The 23,730-nt window shown below is 67.3% G+C and carries 19 protein-coding genes and 1 tRNA gene; 12 read left to right on the forward strand and 8 right to left on the reverse strand.

Annotated elements, in window-relative coordinates; translation table 11 throughout:
- Positions 1-21: 21 nt before the first annotated feature.
- The 3 genes from otsB to HLH34_RS15635 are packed head-to-tail and all read left to right on the forward strand — an operon-like array spanning position 22 to position 2,656.
- Positions 22-786 (forward strand): trehalose-phosphatase, encoded by a 765-nt coding sequence (gene otsB / locus HLH34_RS15625; protein ID WP_183120497.1) that lies wholly within the window; start codon positions 22-24, stop codon positions 784-786.
- Positions 774-2,132 (forward strand): alpha,alpha-trehalose-phosphate synthase (UDP-forming), encoded by a 1,359-nt coding sequence (locus HLH34_RS15630; RefSeq protein WP_183120498.1) that lies wholly within the window; start codon positions 774-776, stop codon positions 2,130-2,132. The genes otsB and HLH34_RS15630 overlap by 13 nt, the downstream gene beginning before the upstream one ends.
- A complete protein-coding gene (locus HLH34_RS15635; RefSeq protein WP_240162011.1) occupies positions 2,129-2,656 on the forward strand; it encodes a disulfide bond formation protein B in 528 nt (175 codons plus the stop codon). Before HLH34_RS15630 ends, HLH34_RS15635 begins: the two co-directional genes overlap by 4 nt.
- Here HLH34_RS15635 and HLH34_RS15640 read toward each other — a convergent pair.
- A complete protein-coding gene (locus HLH34_RS15640; protein ID WP_183120499.1) occupies positions 2,610-2,786 on the reverse strand; it encodes a DUF1328 domain-containing protein in 177 nt (58 codons plus the stop codon). The two genes, HLH34_RS15635 and HLH34_RS15640, sit on opposite strands and share 47 nt — an antisense overlap.
- 171 nt (positions 2,787-2,957) lie before the next feature.
- On the opposite strand from HLH34_RS15640, the gene HLH34_RS15645 reads away from it, so the two are divergent.
- The 4 genes from HLH34_RS15645 (at position 2,958) to HLH34_RS15660 (ending at position 10,017) form a co-directional block, all read left to right on the forward strand.
- Complete coding sequence (locus HLH34_RS15645; RefSeq protein WP_264784162.1) at positions 2,958-5,015, forward strand: NAD(+) synthase; 2,058 nt, start codon at positions 2,958-2,960, stop codon at positions 5,013-5,015.
- Between the two features lie 349 nt (positions 5,016-5,364).
- Positions 5,365-6,414, forward strand: a complete 1,050-nt coding sequence (locus tag HLH34_RS15650; protein ID WP_183120501.1) for a Dyp-type peroxidase — start codon at positions 5,365-5,367, stop codon at positions 6,412-6,414.
- A gap of 1 nt (position 6,415) precedes the next feature.
- On the forward strand, positions 6,416-7,231 hold the full coding sequence (locus HLH34_RS15655; protein WP_183120502.1) for a family 1 encapsulin nanocompartment shell protein: 816 nt from the start codon (positions 6,416-6,418) through the stop codon (positions 7,229-7,231).
- Positions 7,232-7,848: 617 nt separating this feature from the next.
- Positions 7,849-10,017: a beta-glucosidase family protein gene (locus tag HLH34_RS15660; RefSeq protein ID WP_264784160.1), complete on the forward strand. Its 2,169-nt coding sequence runs from the start codon at positions 7,849-7,851 to the stop codon at positions 10,015-10,017.
- A gap of 88 nt (positions 10,018-10,105) precedes the next feature.
- On the opposite strand, the gene HLH34_RS15665 is transcribed toward HLH34_RS15660, so the two are convergent.
- Positions 10,106-12,904: a glycosyltransferase gene (locus HLH34_RS15665; RefSeq protein WP_183120504.1), complete on the reverse strand. Its 2,799-nt coding sequence runs from the start codon at positions 12,902-12,904 to the stop codon at positions 10,106-10,108.
- Between the two features lie 186 nt (positions 12,905-13,090).
- On the opposite strand from HLH34_RS15665, the gene HLH34_RS15670 reads away from it, so the two are divergent.
- A complete protein-coding gene (locus HLH34_RS15670; protein ID WP_183120505.1) occupies positions 13,091-14,443 on the forward strand; it encodes a beta strand repeat-containing protein in 1,353 nt (450 codons plus the stop codon).
- A gap of 95 nt (positions 14,444-14,538) precedes the next feature.
- The gene (locus HLH34_RS15675; RefSeq protein ID WP_183120530.1) at positions 14,539-17,154 is read left to right on the forward strand and encodes a glycosyltransferase; all 2,616 of its coding nucleotides are present in this window, start codon (positions 14,539-14,541) and stop codon (positions 17,152-17,154) included.
- Positions 17,155-17,210: 56 nt separating this feature from the next.
- Here HLH34_RS15675 and HLH34_RS15680 read toward each other — a convergent pair whose 3' ends face one another.
- Positions 17,211-18,101 carry a rhamnan synthesis F family protein gene (locus HLH34_RS15680; protein WP_183120506.1) on the reverse strand — a complete coding sequence of 297 codons (891 nt, stop codon included), beginning with the start codon at positions 18,099-18,101 and terminating at the stop codon, positions 17,211-17,213.
- A 258-nt stretch (positions 18,102-18,359) separates the two neighbouring features.
- On the opposite strand from HLH34_RS15680, the gene HLH34_RS15685 reads away from it, so the two are divergent.
- The gene (locus HLH34_RS15685; RefSeq protein WP_182944817.1) at positions 18,360-18,629 is read left to right on the forward strand and encodes an HU family DNA-binding protein; all 270 of its coding nucleotides are present in this window, start codon (positions 18,360-18,362) and stop codon (positions 18,627-18,629) included.
- A 186-nt stretch (positions 18,630-18,815) separates the two neighbouring features.
- Here HLH34_RS15685 and HLH34_RS15690 read toward each other — a convergent pair.
- The 5 genes from HLH34_RS15690 to HLH34_RS15710 all read right to left on the reverse strand — a co-directional run bounded on the left by HLH34_RS15690 (position 18,816) and on the right by HLH34_RS15710 (position 21,657).
- Positions 18,816-18,890 (reverse strand) — tRNA-Gln (locus HLH34_RS15690).
- Between the two features lie 88 nt (positions 18,891-18,978).
- A complete protein-coding gene (locus tag HLH34_RS15695; protein WP_183120507.1) occupies positions 18,979-19,635 on the reverse strand; it encodes a TetR family transcriptional regulator in 657 nt (218 codons plus the stop codon).
- A gap of 167 nt (positions 19,636-19,802) precedes the next feature.
- Entirely contained in the window at positions 19,803-20,636 is an 834-nt protein-coding gene (gene proC / locus HLH34_RS15700) for a pyrroline-5-carboxylate reductase (protein WP_183120508.1), read from the reverse strand.
- The gene (locus tag HLH34_RS15705; RefSeq protein WP_012553583.1) at positions 20,633-21,136 is read right to left on the reverse strand and encodes a type III secretion system chaperone family protein; all 504 of its coding nucleotides are present in this window, start codon (positions 21,134-21,136) and stop codon (positions 20,633-20,635) included. The genes proC and HLH34_RS15705 overlap by 4 nt, the downstream gene beginning before the upstream one ends.
- Before the next feature lie 203 nt (positions 21,137-21,339).
- A complete protein-coding gene (locus HLH34_RS15710) occupies positions 21,340-21,657 on the reverse strand; it encodes an accessory factor UbiK family protein (protein ID WP_183120509.1) in 318 nt (105 codons plus the stop codon).
- Between the two features lie 163 nt (positions 21,658-21,820).
- On the opposite strand from HLH34_RS15710, the gene rfaD reads away from it, so the two are divergent.
- Together rfaD and lgt are read left to right on the forward strand one after the other, a co-directional pair.
- Positions 21,821-22,801 (forward strand): ADP-glyceromanno-heptose 6-epimerase, encoded by a 981-nt coding sequence (gene rfaD / locus HLH34_RS15715; RefSeq protein WP_183120510.1) that lies wholly within the window; start codon positions 21,821-21,823, stop codon positions 22,799-22,801.
- Positions 22,802-22,858: 57 nt separating this feature from the next.
- Positions 22,859-23,704: a prolipoprotein diacylglyceryl transferase gene (lgt, locus tag HLH34_RS15720; RefSeq protein ID WP_183120511.1), complete on the forward strand. Its 846-nt coding sequence runs from the start codon at positions 22,859-22,861 to the stop codon at positions 23,702-23,704.
- Positions 23,705-23,730: the final 26 nt, after the last annotated feature.

The raw sequence follows: 23,730 nt of genomic DNA on the forward strand, positions 1-23,730 counted from the left end.
ATCGACTTCAAGGAGGTGAGAATGGCCACGACCCCGACAGAATATGCCGGTCCGGCCGGCCGGTTCATGCCGCCGCCCGGCGAAGCGGCGCTGCTGCTGGATTTCGACGGGACGCTGGTGGATATCGCGCCCACCCCGGAATCGGTGGTGGTGACGGCCGGCCTGCTGGACGTCCTGCGGCGGCTGCGCACCAAGTGCGGCGACGCGCTGGCCGTGATCTCGGGCCGGGGGGTCGACCAGATCGACCATTTCCTGGGCGACGTGCCCTTCGCCGTGGCGGGCGAGCACGGGATTGCCGTGCGACACCGGCCGGACGGGCCGGTCGTGCGCGCCGACCTGCCCGCGGTCCCCCCTGAATGGCTGCATCGGGCCGAGACCCTGGCGGCCGGCTATCCTGGCGTGCGGATCGAACGCAAGGTGGCGGGCTTCGTGCTGCATTACCGCGCGGCGCCCGAGGCCGCAGACGCGCTGCTGGACGCGGCGCAGGGCTGGGTCGAGGCCAGCGGGGGCGTCTTTCACATCCAGGCGGCGAAGATGGCGTGGGAAATCCGCCCCGAGGGCGTGGACAAGGGCCATGCGGTGGCGGCCCTGATGCAGTCGCCGCCCTTCGCCGGGCGGCACCCCATCTTCGTCGGCGACGACATCACGGACGAGGACGGGATCCGCGCCGCCGTGGCGCTGGGGGGTGCCGGTTTCCGCATTCCGATGGATTTTCCCGACCCGGCCGCCTTCCGGGCCTGGCTGGCAACCCTCGCGGCAGGAGGAGACGACGTATGGGGCGTCTGATCATCGTATCCAACCGCGTGCCCTCGCCGCGCGAGCGCACGCAACCGGCCGGTGGCCTGGCCGTTGGGCTGCGGGACGCCGTGCGGGGCGGGTCGTCGATGTGGTTCGGCTGGTCCGGCAATCAGGCCGAGGGCGACGGCGACCCGGAACCCAGCATCGATACCGTCGAGGGCGTGACCTACGCCACCATCGACCTGACCGAGAGCCAGCACGAGGGATTCTACCAGAATTTTTCCAACGGCATTCTCTGGCCGCTGTTCCACTACCGCGTGGGGCTGATGAACTATTCCCGCCGCGACTGGCAGACCTATCTGGAGGTCAACGCCCTGTTCGCGCGCACGCTGGTGCCGCTGCTGAAGCCGGACGACGTGATCTGGGTCCATGACTATCACCTGTTCCCGCTAGGGCAGGCGCTGCGCGACCTGGGGGTGACGACGCGCATCGGCTTCTTCCTGCACATCCCCGTCCCGCCCTGGAGCCTGGTGCGGTCGCTGCCGGGCGCGGAACTGCTGCTGGAGGATCTGCAGGCCTACGACCTGATCGGCGTGCAGACCGACGAGGACGCGGACAATCTGAACCAGTCCTTTCGCGTGAACGGGCTGACGGAACGGGCGCGGGCCTTCCCGATCGGCATCGACCCGCACGAATTCCGCGCCCAGGCCGAAACCGGCGCCGACAGTGGCGAGGCCGAGCGTCTGCACGCCAGCCTGCGGGGCGCGGCCCTGGTGCTGGGGGTGGACCGGCTGGATTATTCGAAGGGGCTGCCGGAACGGTTCCGGGGGTACGAGGCGCTGATCGCGCGCTATCCCGAACATCGCGGCAAGGTCACCTTTTTGCAGGTGGCCCCGGTGTCGCGCGGCGATGTCGAGGAATATCGCGTGCTGCGCCGGCAGCTTGACGAGCTGACGGGGCGGATCAACGGGGCCTATGCCGAATTCGACTGGACGCCCATCCGCTACATCACCCGGCCGATCGCCCGCGATATCCTGGCGGGGTTCTACCGTATGGCCGATGTCGCGCTGATCACGCCCCTGCGCGACGGCATGAACCTGGTGGCGAAGGAATATATCGCGGCCCAGGACGCCGAATCGCCCGGCGTGCTGGTCCTGTCGCATTTCGCGGGCGCCGCCCCCGAACTGGACGAGGCCGTCCTGGTCAACCCCTATGACGCGGACGAGATCGCGGACGCCCTGCACCAGGCGCTGACGATGGGGCTGGACGAACGCAAGGCCCGGTGGAGCAAGCTGGATGCCGAGGTCCGCCGGACCACGGCCGGAAGCTGGGCCCGCGATTTCCTCCTGGCCCTGGACGAGGCCCCCCGGGCCCCCCCGACGCCCGCGGCATGAGGCGTCGCAGGTCCAGAATGCGCGGCCGGGCGGCAATGGGGGCCGGCCCGGGGCTGGTTCTCGCCGGCGGCGGCGCACTGGCGCTGGGCGTGGCCGAATGGGCCGAACATGTGCTGGGGATGGTGCCCTGCGGCCTGTGCCTGTGGGAGCGCTGGCCCTACCGCCTGCTGCTGGTGCTGGGCCTGCTGGCGGCGGCGTTTCCGCCGGCGCGGCGGTGGCCGCTGCGCCTGTGCGTGCCCGTGCTGCTGGCGGCGTGCGTGCTGTCGGGCGTGCATGTGGGGGTGGAACAGGGCTGGTGGCCCAGCCCGCTGGCGGAATGCCAGGCCCCGGTCTTCCATGGCGGCACCTTCGCCGAGCGGCTGGCCGCCATGCCCGCCCGCCCGGCCAAGCCCTGCGACGCGCCGGCCTATCTGTTAGATGCGCTGCCGCTGTCCATGACCGCGCTGGGCGGGATTTACGCGTTGATGCTGCTGGCGGTCACAATGTTCGTCCTCGGCCGCGACCGAAGAACAGGCTCACGATGAACAGCACCAAGAAAATGAAGAACAGGATCTTGCCGATATAGGCAAAGTCCGCGGCGACGCCGCCGAAGCCGAATACGGCCGCGACCAGCGCAAGGACGAGGAAGATCAGCGTCCAGCGTAACAGGTCCATGGGATAATCCTTCCGAATTGCGTACCGCGCGCGCGGTCGCCCCGCCGCGACAAGGGGTGCCCGGCGATCACAGTTTCAATGCGCGGCGGCCCGCAGGGTTGCTTCCGCTGTCCGGGCGGGTCATGTCATCGAAGGGTCCCGTCCCCAGAAACAACAGGCGAGTGGCGTATCGTGTCCGATTTCCGGTCCCTCTACCGTCATGGCTTCGCGCGGGTCGCGGGCTGCACCCTGCCGGTGGCGCTGGCCGATCCGCAGACCAACGTCGCGCGGATGGGGGACATGGTGCATGCCTGCCATACCGACGGCGTGGCGCTGGCGGTGTTTCCCGAACTGGGTGTATCCGGATACGCCATCGAGGACCTGCGCCAGCAGGACGTTCTGCTGGACGAGGTCGGGCGCGCACTGGCCCGCCTGGCCGAGATCACGGCGGATCTGACGCCGGTGGTGGTGGCGGGCGCGCCGCTGCGCCATGGCGATTCGCTGTACAATTGCGCCGTCGTGCTGCATCGCGGCACCGTGCTGGGCGTGGTGCCCAAGAGCTACCTGCCCAATTACCGCGAATTCTACGAGGCGCGTCATTTTACCTCGGGCGTCGGGCAGCGGGGCGGGATGATCCACGTCGCCGGCCAGACCGCCCCGTTCGGCACCGACCTGCTGTTCGAGGCCGAGGACGTGCCCGGCCTGGTGATCGGGGTGGAGATCTGCGAGGATTTGTGGGTGCCCGCCCCCCCCAGTACCGATGCGACCCTGGCGGGGGCGATGGTCATCGCCAACCTCTCCGCCAGCGATATCACGGTGGGCAAGGCCGATACGCGGCACCTGCTCTGCCGGTCGCAATCGGCGCGCTGCCTGTGCGCCTATGTCTATGCCGCCGCCGGCGAGGGCGAATCGACGACCGACGTGGCGTGGGACGGCCAGGTGTCGATCTTCGAGAACGGCGAACTGCTGGCCGAGACCGTGCGCTTTCCCCAGGGCCCCCACCGGGCGGTGGCGGATATCGACCTCGACCTGCTGCGGCAGGACCGCGCGCGGATGGGTACCTTCGCCGACAACCGGGTCGCCCGGTCGAAGGACGTAGGGCCGGACGGGGGCTGGCGGCGGATCGGCTTCGCGCTGTCGCCGCCGCCGGGCGACCTGGGCCTGCGGCGGCGCATCGAACGCTTTCCCTTCGTGCCCGCCGACCCCGCGCGGCTGGAACAGGATTGCTACGAGGCATGGACGATCCAGGTTTCGGCGCTCAAGCAGCGGCTGGCCGAAACGGGCGCGCGCCGGATGGTGATCGGCGTGTCCGGCGGGCTGGATTCGACGCAGGCGCTGCTGGTGGCCGTCCGCGCGGCCGACGAGTTGGGCCTGGGGCGGGACGCGGTGCTGGGCTACACCATGCCGGGATTCGGCACCAGCGCCGGCACGCAGTCCAACGCCATGGCCCTGATGCGCGCGCTGGGCGTATCGGCGACGGAACTGGATATCCGCCCCACCGCGCGCCTGATGTTGCAGGAAATGGGTCACCCCTTCGCCAGCGGCGCCGCGCAGTACGACGTGACGTTCGAGAACGTGCAGGCCGGCCTGCGGACCGATTTCCTGTTCCGGCTGGCCAACCAGCACGGCGGCCTCGTGATCGGTACCGGCGACCTGTCGGAACTGGCGCTGGGCTGGTGCACCTATGGCGTCGGCGACCAGATGTCGCATTACAACGTCAATGCCGGCCTGCCCAAGACGCTGATCCAGCATCTGATCCGCTGGGTCATTTCCGCGCGCCGGGTGGACGACGCGGCCTGCGACATCCTGACCGCCATCCTGGCGACCGAGATTTCGCCCGAACTGGTCCCGGCGGGCGAAGACCAGGCGTTGCAGAGCACCGAGGCCCGGATCGGCCCCTACGCCTTGCAGGATTTCACGCTGTTCTATGTCCTGCGCTACGGCTTCCGCCCCTCGCGCATCGCCTTCATGGCCGAAATCGCCTGGAAGGACGCGGCCGTCGGCGCCTGGCCGCCGGGCTTCCCCGCAGACCGGCGCATGGCCTACGACCTGCCGACCATCCGTCACTGGCTGGGGGTGTTCCTGGCGCGCTTCTTCGGCTTCAGTCAGTTCAAGCGCTCGGCGGTGCCGAACGGGCCGAAGGTTGTGGCCGGCGGCGCGCTGTCGCCCCGCGGCGACTGGCGTGCGCCGTCGGATGGTAACGCCCGGATCTGGCTGACCGAACTGGAACGCAACGTGCCGCGGGCGTAGGGCGGGGCAAAGGAAGGTCGGGATATGCTCTTTGGTGGGTCAAGGGCGACGTCCCCTGTGCGTGAAGGCAATGCTGTTTATGCCGTTTGCAAACACGGCTGATTGGGATGGGGCTGCCGGTCCGCTATCGGGAAAAATAGGAAAGCAGCCAAAACCCGAAGAGAGGCCGGGCAGTCTTCGTCCAAGACCTTCTATTTGTGCCGTTATGCAGTTTAGTTATAATGGAATCGAGATTTCACTTAATTGAATTATTTTAATTCTCGTAGCGTCTTGTCACCGTCAATCCACGATTTATGCTCACAATCCATTATCGGAATGCGGGAATCGTACAAGGGGGAGCATCTGTCCGTTGGCCACACCTCAAGCCGTCGATACCAAACTGACCCAGGCGGCGGTTTTTCTGGTTGCAACCTTCACCGACGGGGCTTCTACTGCGGTTGGCGCTCAGGTACGCGATCTGCTCGGGGATCTCTCGTCCCTGCTGCGCGGCGTCGGTTTCCGCATTCCCGATGGGCGCTTGACGTGCGTTACCGGAATCGGGTCAGTCGCGTGGGATCTTCTCTTCGGCACGCCGCGGCCGAAGGATCTTCACCCATTTCAAGAGATTCATGGGGTGCACTTCGCGCCGTCAACTCCGGGCGATCTGCTCTTTCACATCCGCGCCGCGCGCATGGATCTCTGCTTCGAACTCGCGGCCTTGATCGTCTCGAGGCTCGAGGGCGCGGCAACGATCGTCGATGAGGTTCACGGCTTCAAATATTTCGACGAACGGGACCTGCTCGGCTTCGTCGACGGGACCGAAAACCCGACCGGCCAAGCGGCGATCGACTCAACGATCGTAGGCAATGAGGATCCCGACTTCGCTGGAGGCAGCTACGTCATCATCCAGAAATATCTCCATGACCTGAAAAAATGGAATGCCACGCCGACCGAGGTGCAGGAGAACATCATCGGCCGGAAGAAACTGTCGGACATCGAACTCGCCGACGCGGCCAAGCCCAGCTATGCCCATAATGTGTTGACCACGATCGAGGAAAACGGCGAACAACTCCAGATCGTCCGCGACAACATGCCGTTCGGCGAGGTCGGCAAGGGGGAGTTCGGGACGTATTTCATCGGCTATGCCCGTTCACCTGCCCGCACCGAACAGATGCTGCAGAACATGTTTGTCGGAAAGCCGCCGGGCAATTACGACCGGATTCTGGACGTCAGCACTGCGGTCACCGGCGCACTGTTCTTCATCCCCACATCCGATTTCCTCGACAGTGCGCCTGACCTCGCGCCACTTGCATCTTCCGCCGAGGACGCCGGCAGTGCGCCGGCACCCGGAGCGCCCCCGGCAAAGCCACGTCAGTCCGACACGTCCCTAGGCATAGGCTCACTGAAAGAGGAACCGTGATATGAACAATCTTCACCGCCATCTCGCGCCCGTTTCCAGCACCGCCTGGGATCAGATCGAGGAGGAAGCGTCGCGCACCCTGCGACGGCACCTCGCCGGGAGGCGTGTTGTCGATACATCCAAACCTCACGGCCTGTCGCTCGCCGGCGTCGGGACGGGCCGCGGCACCGCGATCGAGGCACCGAACGACGGTGTTCGTGCCGTAAAACGCGAGATTCTGCCGTTGGTCGAATTGCGGGTTCCATTCACCTTGTCGCGTGAAGAAATTGACGCCGTGGAGCGTGGCTCGCAGGACTCGGACTGGCAACCGGTGAAGGACGCCGCAAAGAAAATTGCTTTCGCGGAAGACCGCGCCATATTCGATGGTTACGCCGCTGCGGGCATCCAGGGTATTCGTGCAGGCACCTCCAACGCCCATCTGAAGCTTCCCGCGTCCGTCCAGGACTACCCTCAGGTCATTGCCGAGGCGCTCAACTCTCTGCGCCTCGCGGGTGTGAACGGTCCTTATTCGATCGTTCTGGGCGCGCAGGCATTCCTCGCCATCAGCAGCGGTGACGATGACGGATATCCCGTACGCAAGCACATCGAAAGCATGATCGACGGTAAGCTCGTCTGGGCGCCAGCGATCGAAGGCGCGTTCGTCGTCTCCATGCGCGGTGGTGACCTGGCCCTCGACATCGGGCAGGATTTTTCGATCGGATATCTGAGCCACACGGCCGATGCGGTCGAGTTGTATCTTCAGGAAAGCTTCGTCTTCCGCGTCCTGACCAGCGAAGCGACCGTCGCCATCGATGCCTCGGCGCAACCGGCATCCTGAACGTCGAAACGTCCGCCGCTCGTAGCGTATTCGACATTCCGTATGCGGTGGTCAATTCATGAAATCCGACGCCTCGCCATAAAGCTCGCTCCACGCCAGATCCTGTCCGCTCACGTCCTCGCATGGTCCGTCTTCCGGCGCGCTCATCAAGCCGCAGTTCGACGCTCACACCTCAAGAAAAATATGCAACTGTCGTGGCAGGGCGGGGCAAAGGAAGGTAGGGCTCTGCCCGAGCCCGGCAAGGGCCTTGGCCCTTGCATCCCGTTCGTTTTGTGAAGTCCTGAGTTTCCAAAGGGATATGCCCTTTGGTGGGTCAAGGACGACGTCCCCTGTGCGCGAAGGGAATGTTGTTTCGTTGACGATTATACCGTTTGCAAATACGGCTGATTGAAGTGGGCTGCCGGTTCGCTTCCGGGCACGAAATTCTCGACAGCGGACGTTGGGGTCAGATGCCTGCTGGCAGGTACCGCCTCATGTCAGTCGCTTCAGCTCTTTTCGCTTCTCGCTCCTGCCTCGAATGGCGTGAAGGTCTGAATTGACAGCTCGTTTGTTCCCAATGCAAACAGATCAACTTTTTTATTACGATTCAAGCAGGTCAGGCGATGAATTTATTTCCAGTGAAAGCTCGTTTTGCTCTTGCCATCGCCACGACCTTCCTGTCACTGCAATCTGCATTTGCTCAAAGCCCGACCGAACGGAGCAGCCAACTCGTCAAGTCGATGTCGCTGGATGAGCAATTAGCTATTGTCTACAGCCGTGACGGCGGTGGATTCGGCGCGGCTGCCATTCCTGAGGGGGCCCTCGGATCAGCCGCCTTCCTCAAATTTCCCACGCGCCTCGGATTGCCCAATCTGGAATATTCGGATGCAGGATTAGGCGTCGGAGATCCGCGTCACGTGCGCGCTCATGGCGTTGTCGTTTCGCTCCCCGCAGGTCTGGCAACCGCCAGCACGTGGGACCCCGATATGGCGCGCGAAGGGGGGCGCATGATCGGTTCGGAAGCGTGGCGCACCGGGTTCAACGTCCTTCTTGCCGGAGGCGCGGATTTGACCCGCGACCCGCGCAACGGCCGCAATTTTGAATACGCAGGCGAAGACCCCCTGCTCACCGGCCGCATCGTCGGCGCGACGATCGCAGGCATTCAGTCCCGCCATGTCATTTCCACCCTCAAACATTTCGCGATGAACGACCTCGAAACATCGCGGATGACGATGAGCGCCAATATCAGCCCCAGTGCTATGAGGGAAAGCGACCTGCTCGGCTTCGAAATCGCCATTGAGGTTGGACATCCGGGCTCGGTGATGTGTTCCTACAATCGGGTGAATGATCTCTACGCCTGCGAGAATTCATATCTCCTGACGCAAACCCTCAAGCAGGACTGGAACTATCCCGGCTTTGTCATGTCCGACTGGGGGGCGGACCACACGACCGTGCGCGCCGCGCTTGCCGGCCTCGATCAGGAATCGTCAGGAAATACCATTGATTCGCGACTCTTTTTCGGGAACGCGCTGGCGGATGCCGTCCACAAGGGACAAGTTCCGCAAGAGCGCGTAGCCGATATGGCCCAGCGCATCCTGTATGCCGTGTACGACGTCGGGCTCCCCGATCATCCTCCAATGATCGGCCCGATCGATGTTGCAGCAGACATGGCCGTCGCACAAAAGGATGAAGAAGAAGGAGCAGTCCTGCTGAGGAACGCGCACAACATCCTTCCGCTTCGCCGGGGTATGCATGTTCTGGTCGTTGGTGGTCACGCGGATGCAGGCGTTCTCTCCGGCGGCGGTTCGGCACAGGTTTCGGCAATCGGCGGAAACGCTGTTCCGGTAGATGAGACCAGTCTCCCGTGGCCCGGAGCGCCTGTCTATTTCCGCTCGCCTCCGCTCAAAGCCATGCAGGCGCTCGGGTTGGGCCCCGTGACATATGAGTCCGGTACAGATATCGCGCGAGCAGGCAATGCAGCGCGCCACGCCGATGCCGTCGTGGTTTTTGCAACTAAATGGTCGGTGGAATCCATCGACTCTTCCGATTTGGCACTACCGGACAAACAGAATGACCTGATCGCCGCGCTGGCGAGAGCCAACCGGCATGTCATCGTGGTTCTGGAAACGGGTAATCCGGTTGAAATGCCATGGGTGAACGACGTCGAAGGCGTCCTGGAAGCCTGGTATCCGGGTGCTGCAGGCGGACAGGCCATCGCCCGCCTTCTCTATGGCCTGGCAAATCCGTCAGGCCATCTCCCCATGACGTTCCCATACGCAACAACGCAACTGGCCCATCCGGATATTGCGGGCGTCAATGCGAGAACCGTCTTCGATGTGCAGTTCCATACCGATCAGGAGCTTTTCTATGACGAAGGAAGCGAGGTCGGTTATCGCTGGTTCGATCGCCAGCATCAGACGCCGCTTTTTCCGTTCGGCTTTGGGCTCTCTTACTCGAATTTCCAATTGGACGGTCTTCAGCTTCATCCCGGCTCGAAAAGCCTGTCAGCCAGCTTCACCGTCAAGAATATCAGCCAACGTCAAGGCGTGGCGGTGCCCCAGATCTATGTGACCCTCCCCGATGGAGGGGGGCGCAGACTGGCCGGGTGGCAACGCATCGTTCTGGCTGCGGGGGAAAGCAAAACTGCGACCGTGACACTTGATCCGCGTATTCTCGCACGTTTCGATGCCGCGCACGATTGCTGGCGTATTCCGAAAGGCAATTTCACCGTGCGCCTTGCAGAAAGCGCTTCGGACAACGGATCCACATTGGTCGTCAGCATGCCACAGTGGATAATGGCACCGTAATGCCGGTAAGCCGCAACCTTGGGGAAACCGGTCATGAAAATCGGGGACCAGGGCCTCAGGCCCTGGTGGGTTCGGGCGACGCCCGAAATCAGCCTCGGTTCCGGACTTCCGGCGCCGTCAGGCAGACCCAGGGGTGGCGGGCGCGCAGCAGGGCGACGACGGCCGGCTTGTGGCCTGGCTGTTCCGTCAGCGTGTCGGTCATGGCGGCGTCGTGGACGCGGTATTCGGCCAGGATCCGGGGCACATGGGTGCCGGCGATGCCGTATTCGGCCAGCGTGCACCACAGGTCGTAATCCTCCCACCCCATGGCGTCGCGCCGGACGTAGTAGCCGCCGGCCGCGGCCCATGCCCATTTCGCCACCAGCGCCATGGCGTCGACATTGTTGCCGCCCACCAGGCGGCCGGGGTGGAACGGGACGTCGCCCAGCAGGCCCTGGGCGCGACCGAAGCGGCGGATGACGGGGTAAGCGTATCCGGCGTCGCCGATGGTCGCCAGCAGCGTGGCGCATGCCTCGGGCAGCAGCCGGTTGTCGGCGTCCAGTTGCAGGACATGGGGGGTTTCCGCCGCCGCCATGCCGATGTTGCGCGCGCCGCCCAGCCCGGCATTGCGGACCGCGCGCAGGATCAGCAACCGGTTGAACCGCGCCGCATGCCGTTCGGCCCAGGGCAGCAGCAGCGCCGCCGTGTCGTCGGACGAGGCGTCGTCCACCACGATAAGATCGAGTGAGGCGAGCGTCTGGCCGCGCACCGACTCCAGCGCCTCGATGACGTGCTCGGCATAATTATAGGCGGTGACGACCACCGTTACGGCGGCGTCGCGCAACTGGTCGCGGGCGAACAGGATGTCGCTGTCGGGGATGTCGGGCACGCCGCGGCAGCGCCAGGCGCCGCGCGCCAGCGCGATCTCACCCGCGCGCGCGGCTTCGGCGTCGCCGGCCAGCCCCGCGATCGCCGGGGCCAGCAGGCCGGCCTGGCGCTGCGGCCCGTAATCCCACAGCACGGTGTGGAACGCATCGCGGGCCATGCGGCGGCGCAGGGCCGGGTCGTCCACCAGTGTCAGCAGGGCTTCGGCCCATTCCCTGGCGCCGTCGGCCAGCATGCCGGTGACGCCGTGGCGCACCGCGTCGCGGAATGGCGCGGTGGGCGAGACGACGGAACACACGCCGGCCAGCGCGGCCTCGAAGAATTTCAGTTCGCTTTTGGCTTCGCAGAACGGGTTGCCGACCTCCAGCGGGGCGATGGAGATGTCCAGGCGCGCCATTTCGTCCGGCAGGGCCGCCAGCGGCACCATGTCGCGCCATTCGATCCGCGCGGCGTGGGGACGCAATTCGGGGAATTCGTCGGTCAGCAGCAGGGGACGCCCGCCCCCGGCCTCGCGGAACAGGACCAGCCGCACGGCGGGGCGCTGTTCCATGACGCGCAGCAGGCCCGCCAGCGCCTGGCGGAAGTCGCGCTGGTGCGTGCGCGACCCGGTGGCGTAGCCGATCCGCACCAGCCCGTCCGGCGAACAGGCCGCGCGCCGCCGCACGGCCTGGCGCGACCGGCGCAGGGTTTCGGCGTCGTAGATGTTCGGCCAGACGAATGTCAGCGGCGCCAAGGGGCGCATCCGCTCGGCCAGGGCCCGGGTGGGCGCCACGCCCAAGTCGCAGGCCTGCAGGGTACGCTGCATGTCCGAGAACATGCGTTCGATCCGGGCCACCGGGGCGCCGCCGGTGCGGATGCCGTCGATCAGGTCGGCGCGGGCCAGGGAGGGTTCGAACACGATGTCGTCGGCGTCGAAGGCCAGCACCGTGCCGCGTGCCCGCGCCAGCGCCAGCAGCGTGTCGACATGGCCGCTGAATTCGACCCGCCACAGCACGATCAGGTCGGCCCAGTGCACGTCCTCCGGCCCGACCGCCGCGCAGTCCCGGCAGCGCGCGTCGAACCCGGCGGCGCGGCAGGCGGCGGCGTTGCGCGCCACCCGGTACAGCGTGCCGGGCGTTGCGGGTTCGCCCGACACGAACAGGACGCGACGGAGGGAGCGCCGCCCCGGCGCGGGTGGGGGGGCGTCCGGCACGGGGGCGCGCAGGCGGCGGGCGAGGACGTGGGCAAGGACGTGGGCGATCCGGTGCAGCGGACCCGGCGGGGCCGCCGGTGGCGGGGGTAGGGGGGCGGTGGGGACGGGCGGCGGGGCATCCTGCCGGTTCAGGGCCAGCCGCAGTTCCATGGCGTCCAGGCGCAGGCGGCTGATCTGTTGCCGGGCCCGGGCCAGATCGGCCCGTGCCTCGACCAGATGGCGCCGCGCTGCCCAGTGCGCGCCGATGGCGGCGAAGCGGTCCACGATATTGGCTGGGGTGTGATCGTCCATAGGGTCGTCCCCCGCCAGCAGCGCGCACAGCGCGGCGAGGGGGCCGGGACCCCGCGTCGCCAGCACCAGCCCGTCGCCCAGCGGCAGGGACACGGACGGGCCGTCCGGCCAGGCCGGGTCGCCTCCATGGAGCAGGATCGCCCCCCGCTCCGCCAGCAGCGGCGCCAGACGGTCCGGTGCGCCGCCCAGGCGGACATCCAGATACAATAGATCGAACCGGTCATGTGGCGGGGTGCTGTCCGGTGGCAGGATGTGGATGCTGGTGGTCAGCCGCTGGCGCCGCGCGACGTCGCGCAGCAGCACGGCGATGGCGGCGTGGTCCGGCTCGCCCCCGCTGACGCCGATGCGGCGTGGCCGGGCCAGCGTCGTCACCCAGGCCAGGAACGGCAGGATGGCGCAGGTCGCCGGGTCGAAATCGAGGACCGGCGGCGCGCAGAAGAACGGGTCGAGGCCGTCGCGGCCCAGCAGCGCCAGATGGTCGGTCCCGATCGGGTAGCCGCGCAGGGGCGGGAACGAGGGGGGGCGTTCGTCGGTATCCATCGAATGTCGTCGTCCGGAGCCAGAGGGGCGATTTCTTTATCCCTTCAGGGCAGACGTTAATATTTTGGGAATATCTGCCGTGTTTCCTGTCCATGTTGTTCCGGGGATGGAAGCGTCTGGCGCGGTGTGCGCCGGCCGTCCGCATGTCCGGGGATGGCCGGGAAACATGGGTAGGGAGCACGACAGGTGGCGATTGTAACCGTAATGGGCGCCTCGGGCGCCACGGTGAATGTGACCGTCGATGGCGGCGACACGCTGTCGTTGGCCAGGGCCTATGCCAAGACCCTGCAGGATACGGCTGCCGGCAAGACGTTTTCCACCCTGCGCAGCGGTGGCAATATGTCCACCGCCAACAACGCGGTGGGCGTCATCACCGTCGGCGGAGCCTACGCGCTGGACGGCGCGTACGTGAATATCGTTGCCGGCGCGCTGTCGACCGATGCCGCCTCGTCGCCCGTGCTGACGACGCCGGTGGATATCAACGCGCGCGGCGTGACCACGCCCGTCGATGTCGTTGCCGGAACGCTGGGCGGGACCACGTTCCTGGCGGGGGACGGCGGAGGGTCGTTCCTGGGAACGGCGGGGAACAATACCTTCGTTGGCGAGGCTGGAAATTTCACGATCGAAACCGGGTCGGGCAACGATATCGTCGACACGGGCGGCGGCAATGACACGGTGAATGCCGGCGCGGGCGACAACCAGATTTATCTGGGCGACGGGTCGAACGCAGTGGCGTCGTGGGGCCAGGATACGATCCTCGGTGTGGCGGGCGTCCAGTCGGTCACGATCTATGGCGGCAATTCCTCGGTCTCGCTGGGATCCAACGCCTGGGTCAAGGACACCGCCGCCGGCAGCACCATCGCCGTGGGGGGCGGCAGCACGGTGTCGGGCGCAACGCGGGACACGGTGTCCTTCACCGGTACCACCGGCACCATCGCCGGCGGCATGTCCGACACGATTTCGGCCGCGGGCGACCTGGTCGTCAACCAGGGCGTGGGCAACAGCATCAGCGTGACCGGCAGCCTGACTTTCCTGAACGGCACGGGCATGACCACCGTGACGGCCGGCCAGTCCACGATCTTCGGCGCCGGCGGCCTGGACATGTCGGTGAACGGTTCGGGCAATACGCTGTTCGTGGCCAATGAAGGCAACCAGACACTGGACGGGTCGCTGTCCGGCAGTCCGCTGCATGCGTTTGCCGACAGCGGGACGGCGACCTTCATCGGCGGCACCGGCGCCGACACGCTGGTCGGCGGAATGGGCAGCGCCACGATGACGGGCGGGCTGGGCGACAATCTGTTCGCCTTCACCAAGGGGCCCAGCAGCGGCGGTGATAACGTCATCACCGATTTCGGCCGGTCGGCCGGCAATGTCGCCGCACTGTACCAATATGGCTACGAGAACAATAACGGGCTGCAGTCCGTCCTGGACGCGGCCACCGTGTCGGGGGGCAATACGACCATCCAGCTGTCCGACAGCACGAGGATCACGTTCCTGGGCGTCAACGACCTGAAAGCCAGCGACTTCACCCTCAGCTGACACGGCGCGTGGACTCCCATCCGGCGGATCGGCTGGGCGACGCGCGGTCCGACGACCGTCTGGACCTCTACCGGGCCAGCGCGCGGTTGCAGGATATGCGGGCTGTCGCCGCGCGCGACGATCTGGACCGGCTGGCGCATCTGATCCGGCTGCAGGAGCGGTCCCTTTCGGGCCGTCTGGTGCGTCTGCTGCGCGCCGTGCGCGCGCTGGCGCTGGGACGCACGCCCACGGGCCAGCCGCTGCGGCAGGCGGTTGTACGTCTGCGGCAGGACGGCGCCATCCGGACGACCCGGCGCGTGGCCCGCCGGATCCGGCATGCCCTTCGTTCCACGCCGCCGCACGCCGGCCTGACGCCTGCCGCTACGCACGACGCCTATGTGCGGGCCGTCGGGGCGGACGGGCTGGCGCCCCGGATCCTGATCATTGCGGAACTCAGCCTGGGCCAATGCGCGAAATATCGTGTCTGGCAAAGGGTGGAGCAGCTTCGATATCTGGGTTGGGCGTGCAGGGTCGTGGATTGGCGCGACACCGGCCCGGTGCTGACGGCCCTGCAATTCTGCACGCAGGTCGTCTTCTATCGCGTGCCGGCCTTCGATTCGGTGCAAACCCTGCTGGCCGAGGCCAGGCGCCTGTCGCTGCCGTGCTGGTGGGAGGTCGATGACCTGATCTTCGACCGCGACCTGTATCTGCGCAACGGCAACCTCGCTACCCTGCCCGACGCCGAACGTGCACAGTTGCTGCTGGGGGTTGGGCTGTTCCGAAATTGCATGCTGGCCTGCGACCGGGGCATCGCCTCCACTCCCGCTCTGGCCGAGGCGATGCGCGCCGCCGGCCTGCGCGATGTCGCGGTGATCGAAAACGCGCTGGATGCCGAGACCCTGGCCGTTGTCGCCGGGCTGGGGGCGGGGCAGGCACGGGATGACGGCGACGGACCGGTGGTGGTCATCTACGGGTCGGGGACACGGACCCACGACGCCGATTTTCGCGTGGCCGTGCCGGGGCTGGTCGCCGCGATGGCGGCGGATGCGCGCCTGTGGCTGCAAATCGTCGGCGACCTGGCGGTACCCGGGGAACTGGCCGCGTTCGGCGACCGGGTGGAGATCCTGCCCGGCCGCCCCTATCGGGACTATCTGGCGCTGCTGGCCCAGGCGGATATCGCCATTGCTCCTCTGGAAGATTGCATTTTCAACGACGCCAAGAGCAACATCAAATATATCGAAGCCGCGATCCTGGGCCTGCCGTCGGTCTGTTCCCCCCGCCGCGCGTTCGCCGATGCGATCATCGACGGCCGGAACGGCTGCCTGGCTGCCACCGACGACGATTGGGCGCACGCTCTGCGGCGCCTGGCGGACGATGCCGGCCTGCGCCGCCGGATCGGCGCCTGCGGGCGGACCGACGTCATGACGCGTTACGCGCCCGACCGGGTGGCGCGGCAACAGGTCGCGCCGGTTTTCGGCACGCCCGCCATCCCGCCGACGGACGGGCGGCTGCGGGTGCTGTGTGTGAATGTCTATTACGCGCCGCGCAGTTTCGGCGGCGCGACCCTGGTGGCGGAGGAGATGGTCCGGCGCCTGCGCGCGACCGGCGCGGTGGAGGTCGCGGTCCTGACCTCGCGCCCCGCGATCGCCGGCCGGCCGCATTCCGCCCTGCGCTACCAGGAGGGGAACGTGCCCGTCCTGTCGATCGATATGCCACCGGACGGCGACGCGATCGCAGCATTCGACAACCCCGCGGCAACCCCGGTCTTTGCCGATTTCATCGCCGCCTTCCGGCCCGACGTCGTGCATGTCCATGCGCCGCAGGGGCTGGGGGCCGGCATGCTGCGGGTCTGTCGCGAACGCGGCATTCCCTATGTCGTGACCCTGCATGATGCCTGGTGGCTATGCGACCGGCAGTTCATGGTGCGCGCCGACGACCGGTTCTGCGGACAGGCGCGGATCGACCCGCGCGTGTGCCAGCGCTGTCGCCCGCAGGCCCGTTATCTGGACGACCGGGCAGTGTTGCTGGGTCAGGGATTGCGGGACGCGGCGCTGCTGCTGAGCCCCAGCGCCGCGCATCGCACACTGCATATCGCGAACGGGGTCGATCCGGCGCGGATCGTGGTGAACCGCAATGGCTTCCGCTGGCCGGCGCGGCCCCGCCCCGGCCGCCCGGCCGAGCTGGTGCCGCGTTTCGGCTATGTCGGCGGAACCGAGGCGGTGAAGGGCTTTCCGCTGATCCGCGCGGCGTTCGAGGGGCTGGACCGGCCGGACTGGATACTGCGCCTGGTGGACAACAAGCTGAATCTGGGCCTCCGCTCGATCGACGTTGCGGAATGGCGGGTGCGGGGGCAACTGGACATCGTCGCGGCTTACGACGGCGAAACGATGGATGCGTTCTTCGATTCCATCGACGTGCTGCTGTTTCCCTCGCGCTGGCCGGAAAGCTATGGGCTGACGGTGCGCGAAGCCCTGGCCCGCGACGTCTGGGTGGTGGCGTCCAGCCCCGGCGGGCAGGCCGAGGATATCGTCGACGGCGTGAACGGCACGCTGATCGGGCTCGACGCGACGCCCGCCGATCTTGCAACGGCGGTCAGCGCATTGCTGGATCGGGGGCGCTTCGACGGTTACGTCAACCCGTTCAAGGACCGGTTGGCGACGTGGGACGCCCAGGCCCGGGACCTGCTGGACCTGCTGCGCGGCGTAGTCGCGCCGGAGTCCCGGACTCTCTGAAACGAATGGGATGCAAGGGCCGAGGCCCTTGCCGGGTTCGGGCGGAGCCCGGCCTTTCACCCCCTGCCGCCGCATCCCGTCAGCAGGGCGGCCAGAACCGCGCCTCGGTCGCGGCTGAGGAAGGGGTAGAGCAGGCGCATCTTCCACCCCGCGCGCCGGGTCGCACTCCGGCGGGGCTGGTCGCGCAGGCAGGCCTCGATCCATTCCGCCTGGAAATGCGGGTTGCGTGCCACCAGCGCGCGCCAGCGGCCGGTCCAGAAAATCCCGCTGGGATTGTCGCGCAGCAGTTCCACTTTGATGAACGGCACCTTGTCCGACCGCGCGACCGACAGCCAGTCGGCATGCATCGGGTTGGTGGGCACCAGCCGGCGCAGGCCCGTCCTGCGGTCCGGCCAGGCGGCGACGGCGCGCAGGCCGACGCTACGGATCGCCAGCCCCAGCCCGACCTCGCCATGCAGGACGATTTCGGGCTTGCTCATCAGGGCAAAGGGCTGGGCCAGGACCCGGCGGATCGCCGGATGGTCCAGCGCCTGAGCGGTGAAGCACAGAAACCACGATTGCAGGTGCCAGGCGACGCTGTGGGATTCGACCAGCCCCCAGACGTCGGCCGGCCGGTCCATCATGGCGCGCAGGATCGGCGCCAGGGGGCGCAGCGGGCCGAACACGCTGTCGTTGGCCAGCACGATGCGGTCGGCACCCTCGGCGCATCCGGCCGCCAGCAGGTCCTGCCATGCGCCGAAATCCAGACCGTCATTGGGGCGGGGATGGGCGGCGATGCCGTGGCGGGCGCAGAATCGCGCGGTTTCGGCATCTGTCGTGGCCGTGCCCGACAGCGCCAGATGGATCGTCATCCCGCAGGCGGCCAGTTCGGTCAGGTAATGGCGCACATGCGGCGCCAGACGCCCCGCGGGGTCGTACTGCGCGAACAGGCAGACGATGCGGGTCACGGACGCGCGACCTGAAATAGTCCGGGATCGTTATGACAAAAAGGACCTTGGCCAGATGCCTCTGGGAATCGACCCTTTCGGAAAGGGAGGCGGCTTTTGCAGTCCATGTCAGCAAGATTGTCCATGCGTCGAAATTTTTTCTGGCATAAGATGAAAGTGCGCGCTACAAGCCGCGACCTCCGACGCAAGACGTCGTGAACGGCAGGCCCGGTCACGACGTTGTCCCGTGGTAACTTGACTAAGGAGCAGACAGTCTCAATGAGCAAGGCCTTCATCGCCGCGGTAATCCAGGATTCGATCGACTGCACCGGCGTCGCCGCCAACCAGGCAGCATCCGACCTGATTTCCGCCATCGTCAAGGAACTGAAGAAGGAAGGCGGCTTCACGCTGCCGTCGTTCGGGACGTTCACGGTCAAGAAGACCAAGGCGCGCAAGGCGCTCAACCCCCGTACCGGCGACCCGGTGAAGGTCAAGGCCGGCAAGACAGTGCGCTTCAAGGCCAGCCCGAACCTGAAGAAGGCGGTCTGAACCGTTTTTTCGCGTCGCATGACGCCCCCACGGCCGGCTTGCCGGCCGTGGGGCAGTATTGACTATGACCGGCCCGTATATCGGCCGGCGTGACCGGATGACGGTCAGGATCAATCCATGTATTGATCGCGCGTTTTCGTGATTTCGATCGGAACGCCGGGCCCGGATGGGGCCATCGCAGGGCTGTGGCTGGGGCGGGAGGGATCGAACCTCCGAATGGCGGAATCAAAATCCGCTGCCTTACCGCTTGGCTACGCCCCAACATGCCGATTCCGCTCGGCCCCGCCCTTCTAATGTGTTCTTCCCGGTGGCGTAAAGGGGGCAGATGCCCCCTTTGGCCGGATGGGGGTCAGAACGGGTCGGGCGACGGGTCCAGCGGCAGGTCCACGGACGGGTCGGTGTCGGTTGCGCCCGTCATTGCCCCTTCGGCGATGGGCGAGGCCGAGCGGCGTTCCAGCAGATTGCCCAGGCGGGCGGCACGGTCCAGTGCCTGGTCCAGTGTGGCCATGGTGCGCGACAGATCCTCGCTGTCATCGCGGTCCCAGGCCCGCAGGGTGTAGGCCCACACGCCCACCAGCCCCTTGACCCGCAGCGCGCCCGCAACCCCCGAGATGTCCAGGCCGGCGGCGCTGGCCATCCAGCGCATGCTCTCCAGCGTCGCGCCGCCCAGCAGCAGCGCCAGGGCCGGGTCGAAGGGCAGGGCGCGCAGCACCGCGCGCACGCCGGCGCGATATTGCTGCAGCACGTCGAACCGCCGCATCAGCAGGTCGAACAGCTTCTCGCGCGGGGTGCCGGTGCTGCCGTCGTCGACCAGGGCGGATTCGTCGGCCAGGCGCCCCAGCTTCAGCAGGATGCAGGGCTTCAGCGGGAAGCGCCGGCGCGCGTCGTCCAGCGGGATGCCCGCGTCGCGCGCGGCGTCGACGACGGTCAGCCGCCGCCATCCGTAGATCGCGGCACGTTCCATCGCGGAGCGGAGCAGGGCATCGTCGAACTGGTCGTTGTCCATGAGGTCTTCTGACGTATCTTCGGGTCTATACCTGTGGTCCGGCCGATCCGGGCAGGCTCGGTCCGTATTGCGGTTAAATTACGGCGGGGCGGGGTGCAAGTTCGCCCGACGCCGGGGTGAGATGCGTCCCGTCCTGGAAATGTGCGCGGCGGGCGAGCCCGCGCGCGTCAGGACGCAAGTTCGCGCGCGCGGAGGGCGGCGGCGCGGATGGCGGCGTCCAGCGTGGCGGGCCATGCGTCCGCCTCCATCAGCACCGACAGGGCCTTTTGCGTGGTGCCGCCCGGGCTGGTCACGCGGCGGCGCAGTTCGGCGGCGTCCACGTCGGTTTGTTCCATCAGCGCGCCGGCGCCCGACACCGTGCGCCGGGCGATCCGCCGCGCCAGCGCGGGCGGCAGGCCCTGGGCGATGCCCGCGCGTTCCATCAGTTCGGCCAGCAGGAAGACATAGGCCGGGCCGCTGCCGGACACCGCCGTCACGGCATCCATCTGGTCCTCGGCTTCGACCCACGCGGTGTCGCCGATCGCCGACAGCACCCGTTCGCACAGGGCGCGCTGGGCCGGGGTGGCCGGCGGCGGGGCGTAGCACACCGTCATGCCCTGCCCGATGGCCGAGGGCGTGTTGGGCATCGCCCGGATGACGACCGCGCCTGGCGCCCCCGCTGCCGCGAAGGCGTCGGTCAGACCGCCGACCGTCTTGCCGGCCATGACCGACAGGACCGGCGCGTGCCGTGCGAAGCGCGCCAGCTCGGGAATGACGGCGTCGGCCTTCTGCGGCTTGGTGGCCAGCACGATCAGCGCGGGGACGAAATCCGCCGGCAGGTCGGCCGCCAGGGGCACGACGCGGTGCGGCGCCGGAACCGTGTCGCGATGCCGGTCGAGAATGACCGAAGGGGCCAGCCCTTCGGCCAGCCAGCCGGCCAGCATGGCGCCGCCCATCTGTCCGCAGCCGACCAGCAGCAGCGGCGGAATGGGATCGCGCGCGGTTCCGGTGCCGTCCGTCATGCTTCGCCGGCGCAGTCGAGCATCGCGGCCTCGAGGGCCTCGGCCGGGGTCTTGCCGCCCCACAGCACGAACTGGAACGCGGGATAGAAACGTTCGCATTCGGTGATTGCGATGTCGATCATGTCTTCCAGGCTTTCCATCGACGCCCCCGGCGCGCCGCGCAGCAGGACCGCGTGGCGGAACAGGGGCATGCCGCTTTCCAGATCCATGCCGAAATGACCGATCCACAGGCGTTCGTTCGCCAGGGCGACCAGTTCGAACAGAGCGCGGCGTTGCTGAGGCGGAACCTTCAGGTCGAACGTGCAGGTGAAATGCATCGCGCTGACTTCGCGCGACCACGAGAAGTACAGGCCGTAGTCGCACCATTTCCCGGGGGCCTCGGCGGCCATCTCGGAATCGTTGCGGCGTTCGAACGCCCATTCATATCCGCCGACGATCTGTTCCATGAGATCGAGGGGGTTGGAGTCCTGGGAGGGTGAGGAGAGCGTAAGGGCAGGCATGTGGGACTCCCCGAAAGCCGTGGAGGGAGGCCGGCGTCGCGCGCCGGACCCCGAACGTCTGCGAACCGGGCCGTGTCGCTGTCCCGACCCGGGGGCGGGACACGGCCACCCGTCAACCCTATGGGCGGTGCGGGCAGGCTGGCAAGCGCCGCGCGTGGGCGGCACTCGTCCGGCGCGGATTTTTTAGGCCGCCTCGTTCGTTTTCAGAACGAGTTGAAGGGCGCCGGATCCTGCGGCGGGGCGTAGGGCTGGAACCGTCCGCTGTCGGCCTCCAGCGCCGCGATTCGCGATTCGAGGGCGGAGAGGCGCGCCTCGGCATCTTCCTGCCCGCTGCGGGCACGGCTGGCCAGTTCGCGCACGACCTCGAATTCCTCGCGGCGAACCAGGTTCAGCGACGACAGCGCCTCGTCCACGCGGGCGCGGACGATGGCGCCGATTTCCTCGCGCACGCCGGCCAGGGCGGAAAACGCGCCACCGGCGACACCGGCGAGATCATCGAAAAAGCGTGGCCTGTCGGTCATCGCAGGGCCTCCTGTTCCAGGGCGGGTTCTGCCGGCCGGCCGCGTGGAAGGCGGCCGGCCGAATACATATGGTGTCGACGATATAGACATTCCATGTCGCCAAGGCCATCCGCCATTCGTGCCGGCTTGGAGGACGGGCGGCGCATCCCTATAAACCGGGGTCATGATCATCATCACCGGTGGGGCCGGGTTCATCGGCTCATGTCTGCAGGCGGCGCTTCGGGCGCGGGGCGAGGAAACGATCGTCGTCGACTGGCTTGGGACGGGCGACAAATGGCGCAACGTCGCCCGCCACGCGCCCGACCGGCTGCTGGCGCCCGAGGCGCTGGACGATTTCCTGGCCACCCGGCCCTATGTCACGGCCATCTTCCACCTGGGGGCCATCAGCGAAACGACCGCCCGCGACGGCGACCTAGTCTGGCGGACCAATATCGACCTGTCGACCCGACTGTGGGACTGGTGCGCGCGGAACGGCGCGCGGTTCATCTACGCCTCGTCCGCCGCGACCTACGGCGGGGCCGACCGGCCGGAACAGTTTTCCGACGACCCGGCGGGGCTGGAGGCGCTGCGCCCGCTGAATCTGTATGGCTGGTCCAAGCATGTATTCGACCGGCAGGTGGCGGCGCGCCTGGAGCGCGGCAGCGTGGCGCCCCCGCAGTGGGCGGGGCTGAAATTCTTCAACGTCTACGGGCCGAACGAGTATCACAAGGGCAAGATGATCTCGGTCGTGAAGGTGAAGTACGACGAGGTCCGCCAGGGCCTGCCGGCGCGGCTGTTCCGTTCGGACGTCGCGGGGCTGGCCGACGGGGCCCAGGCGCGGGATTTCATCTGGGTCGGCGACGTGGTGAACGTGATGCTGTGGCTGCTGGACACGCCCGGGGTCAGCGGCCTGTTCAATTGCGGCACCGGCGTCGCGCGGACCTACCTGGACCTGGCGCGCGCGGTGTGCAACGCGGCCGGCCGGCCGTGCCAGGTGGATTTCGTGGACATGCCCGACGCCCTGCGCGGCCAGTACCAATCCTATACCTGCGCCGACATGACGCGCCTGCGCACGGCGGGGTACACCCGGCCGTTCACGTCGCTGGAAGACGGGGTGCGCCGCTATGTGCAGGATTATCTCGCCGCCGCCGACCCGTACCTCTGACAGGCCGGGCGCCTCCGACCGATCTTCCCCCGACCCGATCCAGCAGAAAGATGCCGCATGCTGCCCGTGCTGATATTCCCGCAATTCGATCCGGTCATGGTGCATGTGGGCCCGCTGGCCATCCGCTGGTACGCCATGGCGTATATCGCCGCCCTGCTGATCGGCTGGCGGCTGGTGCGTCGTCTGGTGGCGCTGGCGCCCCGGGCGGCGACGGCCCTGCAGGTCGACGACTTCCTGACCTGGGCGACGCTGGGCGTCGTGCTGGGCGGACGGCTGGGCTATATCCTGTTCTATCAGCCGGGCGTCTATCTGGCGCACCCGCTGGCGGCCTTGCAGGTCTGGCATGGCGGCATGTCGTTCCACGGCGGGGCGCTGGGCGTCGTTATTGCCCTGGCATTGTTCAGCTGGCGCAACAGGCTCAGTTTCCTCGGCTTTTCCGACCGGGTGACCGTGGTGGTGCCGATGGGGCTGGGGCTGGGGCGTCTGGCCAATTTCATCAATGGCGAATTGTGGGGGCGCCCGGCCCCGGCCAGCCTGCCCTGGGCCATGATCTTTCCCCAGGCGGGGCCCGAGCCACGGCACCCTTCCGAACTGTACGAGGCGCTGCTGGAGGGCGCGGTGCTGTTCGCGGTGATGTGGCTGGTGTCGCGCCGGGCAGCCATCCGCGAACGGCCGGGCTTCCTGTCGGGCCTGTTCCTGTTCGGCTACGCCGTGGCGCGCAGCATCTGCGAATTCTTCCGCGAGCCGGATGCCTTCATCGGTTTCCTGCCCTTCGGCACCACGATGGGGCAGGTGCTGTGCGTTCCCATGGCGATCGCGGGCGCGGGACTGATGGCGCAGGCGATGATGCGCCCGCCCCGCCCGGTGCTGATGGCGGCCGACGCCGGGGCCGATGCGGCGTGACGGCGGGCGGGGGCGAACGCCTGGAC

The sequence above is a fragment of the Gluconacetobacter azotocaptans genome (assembly GCF_014174355.1).
Taxonomy (GTDB): domain Bacteria; phylum Pseudomonadota; class Alphaproteobacteria; order Acetobacterales; family Acetobacteraceae; genus Gluconacetobacter; species Gluconacetobacter azotocaptans.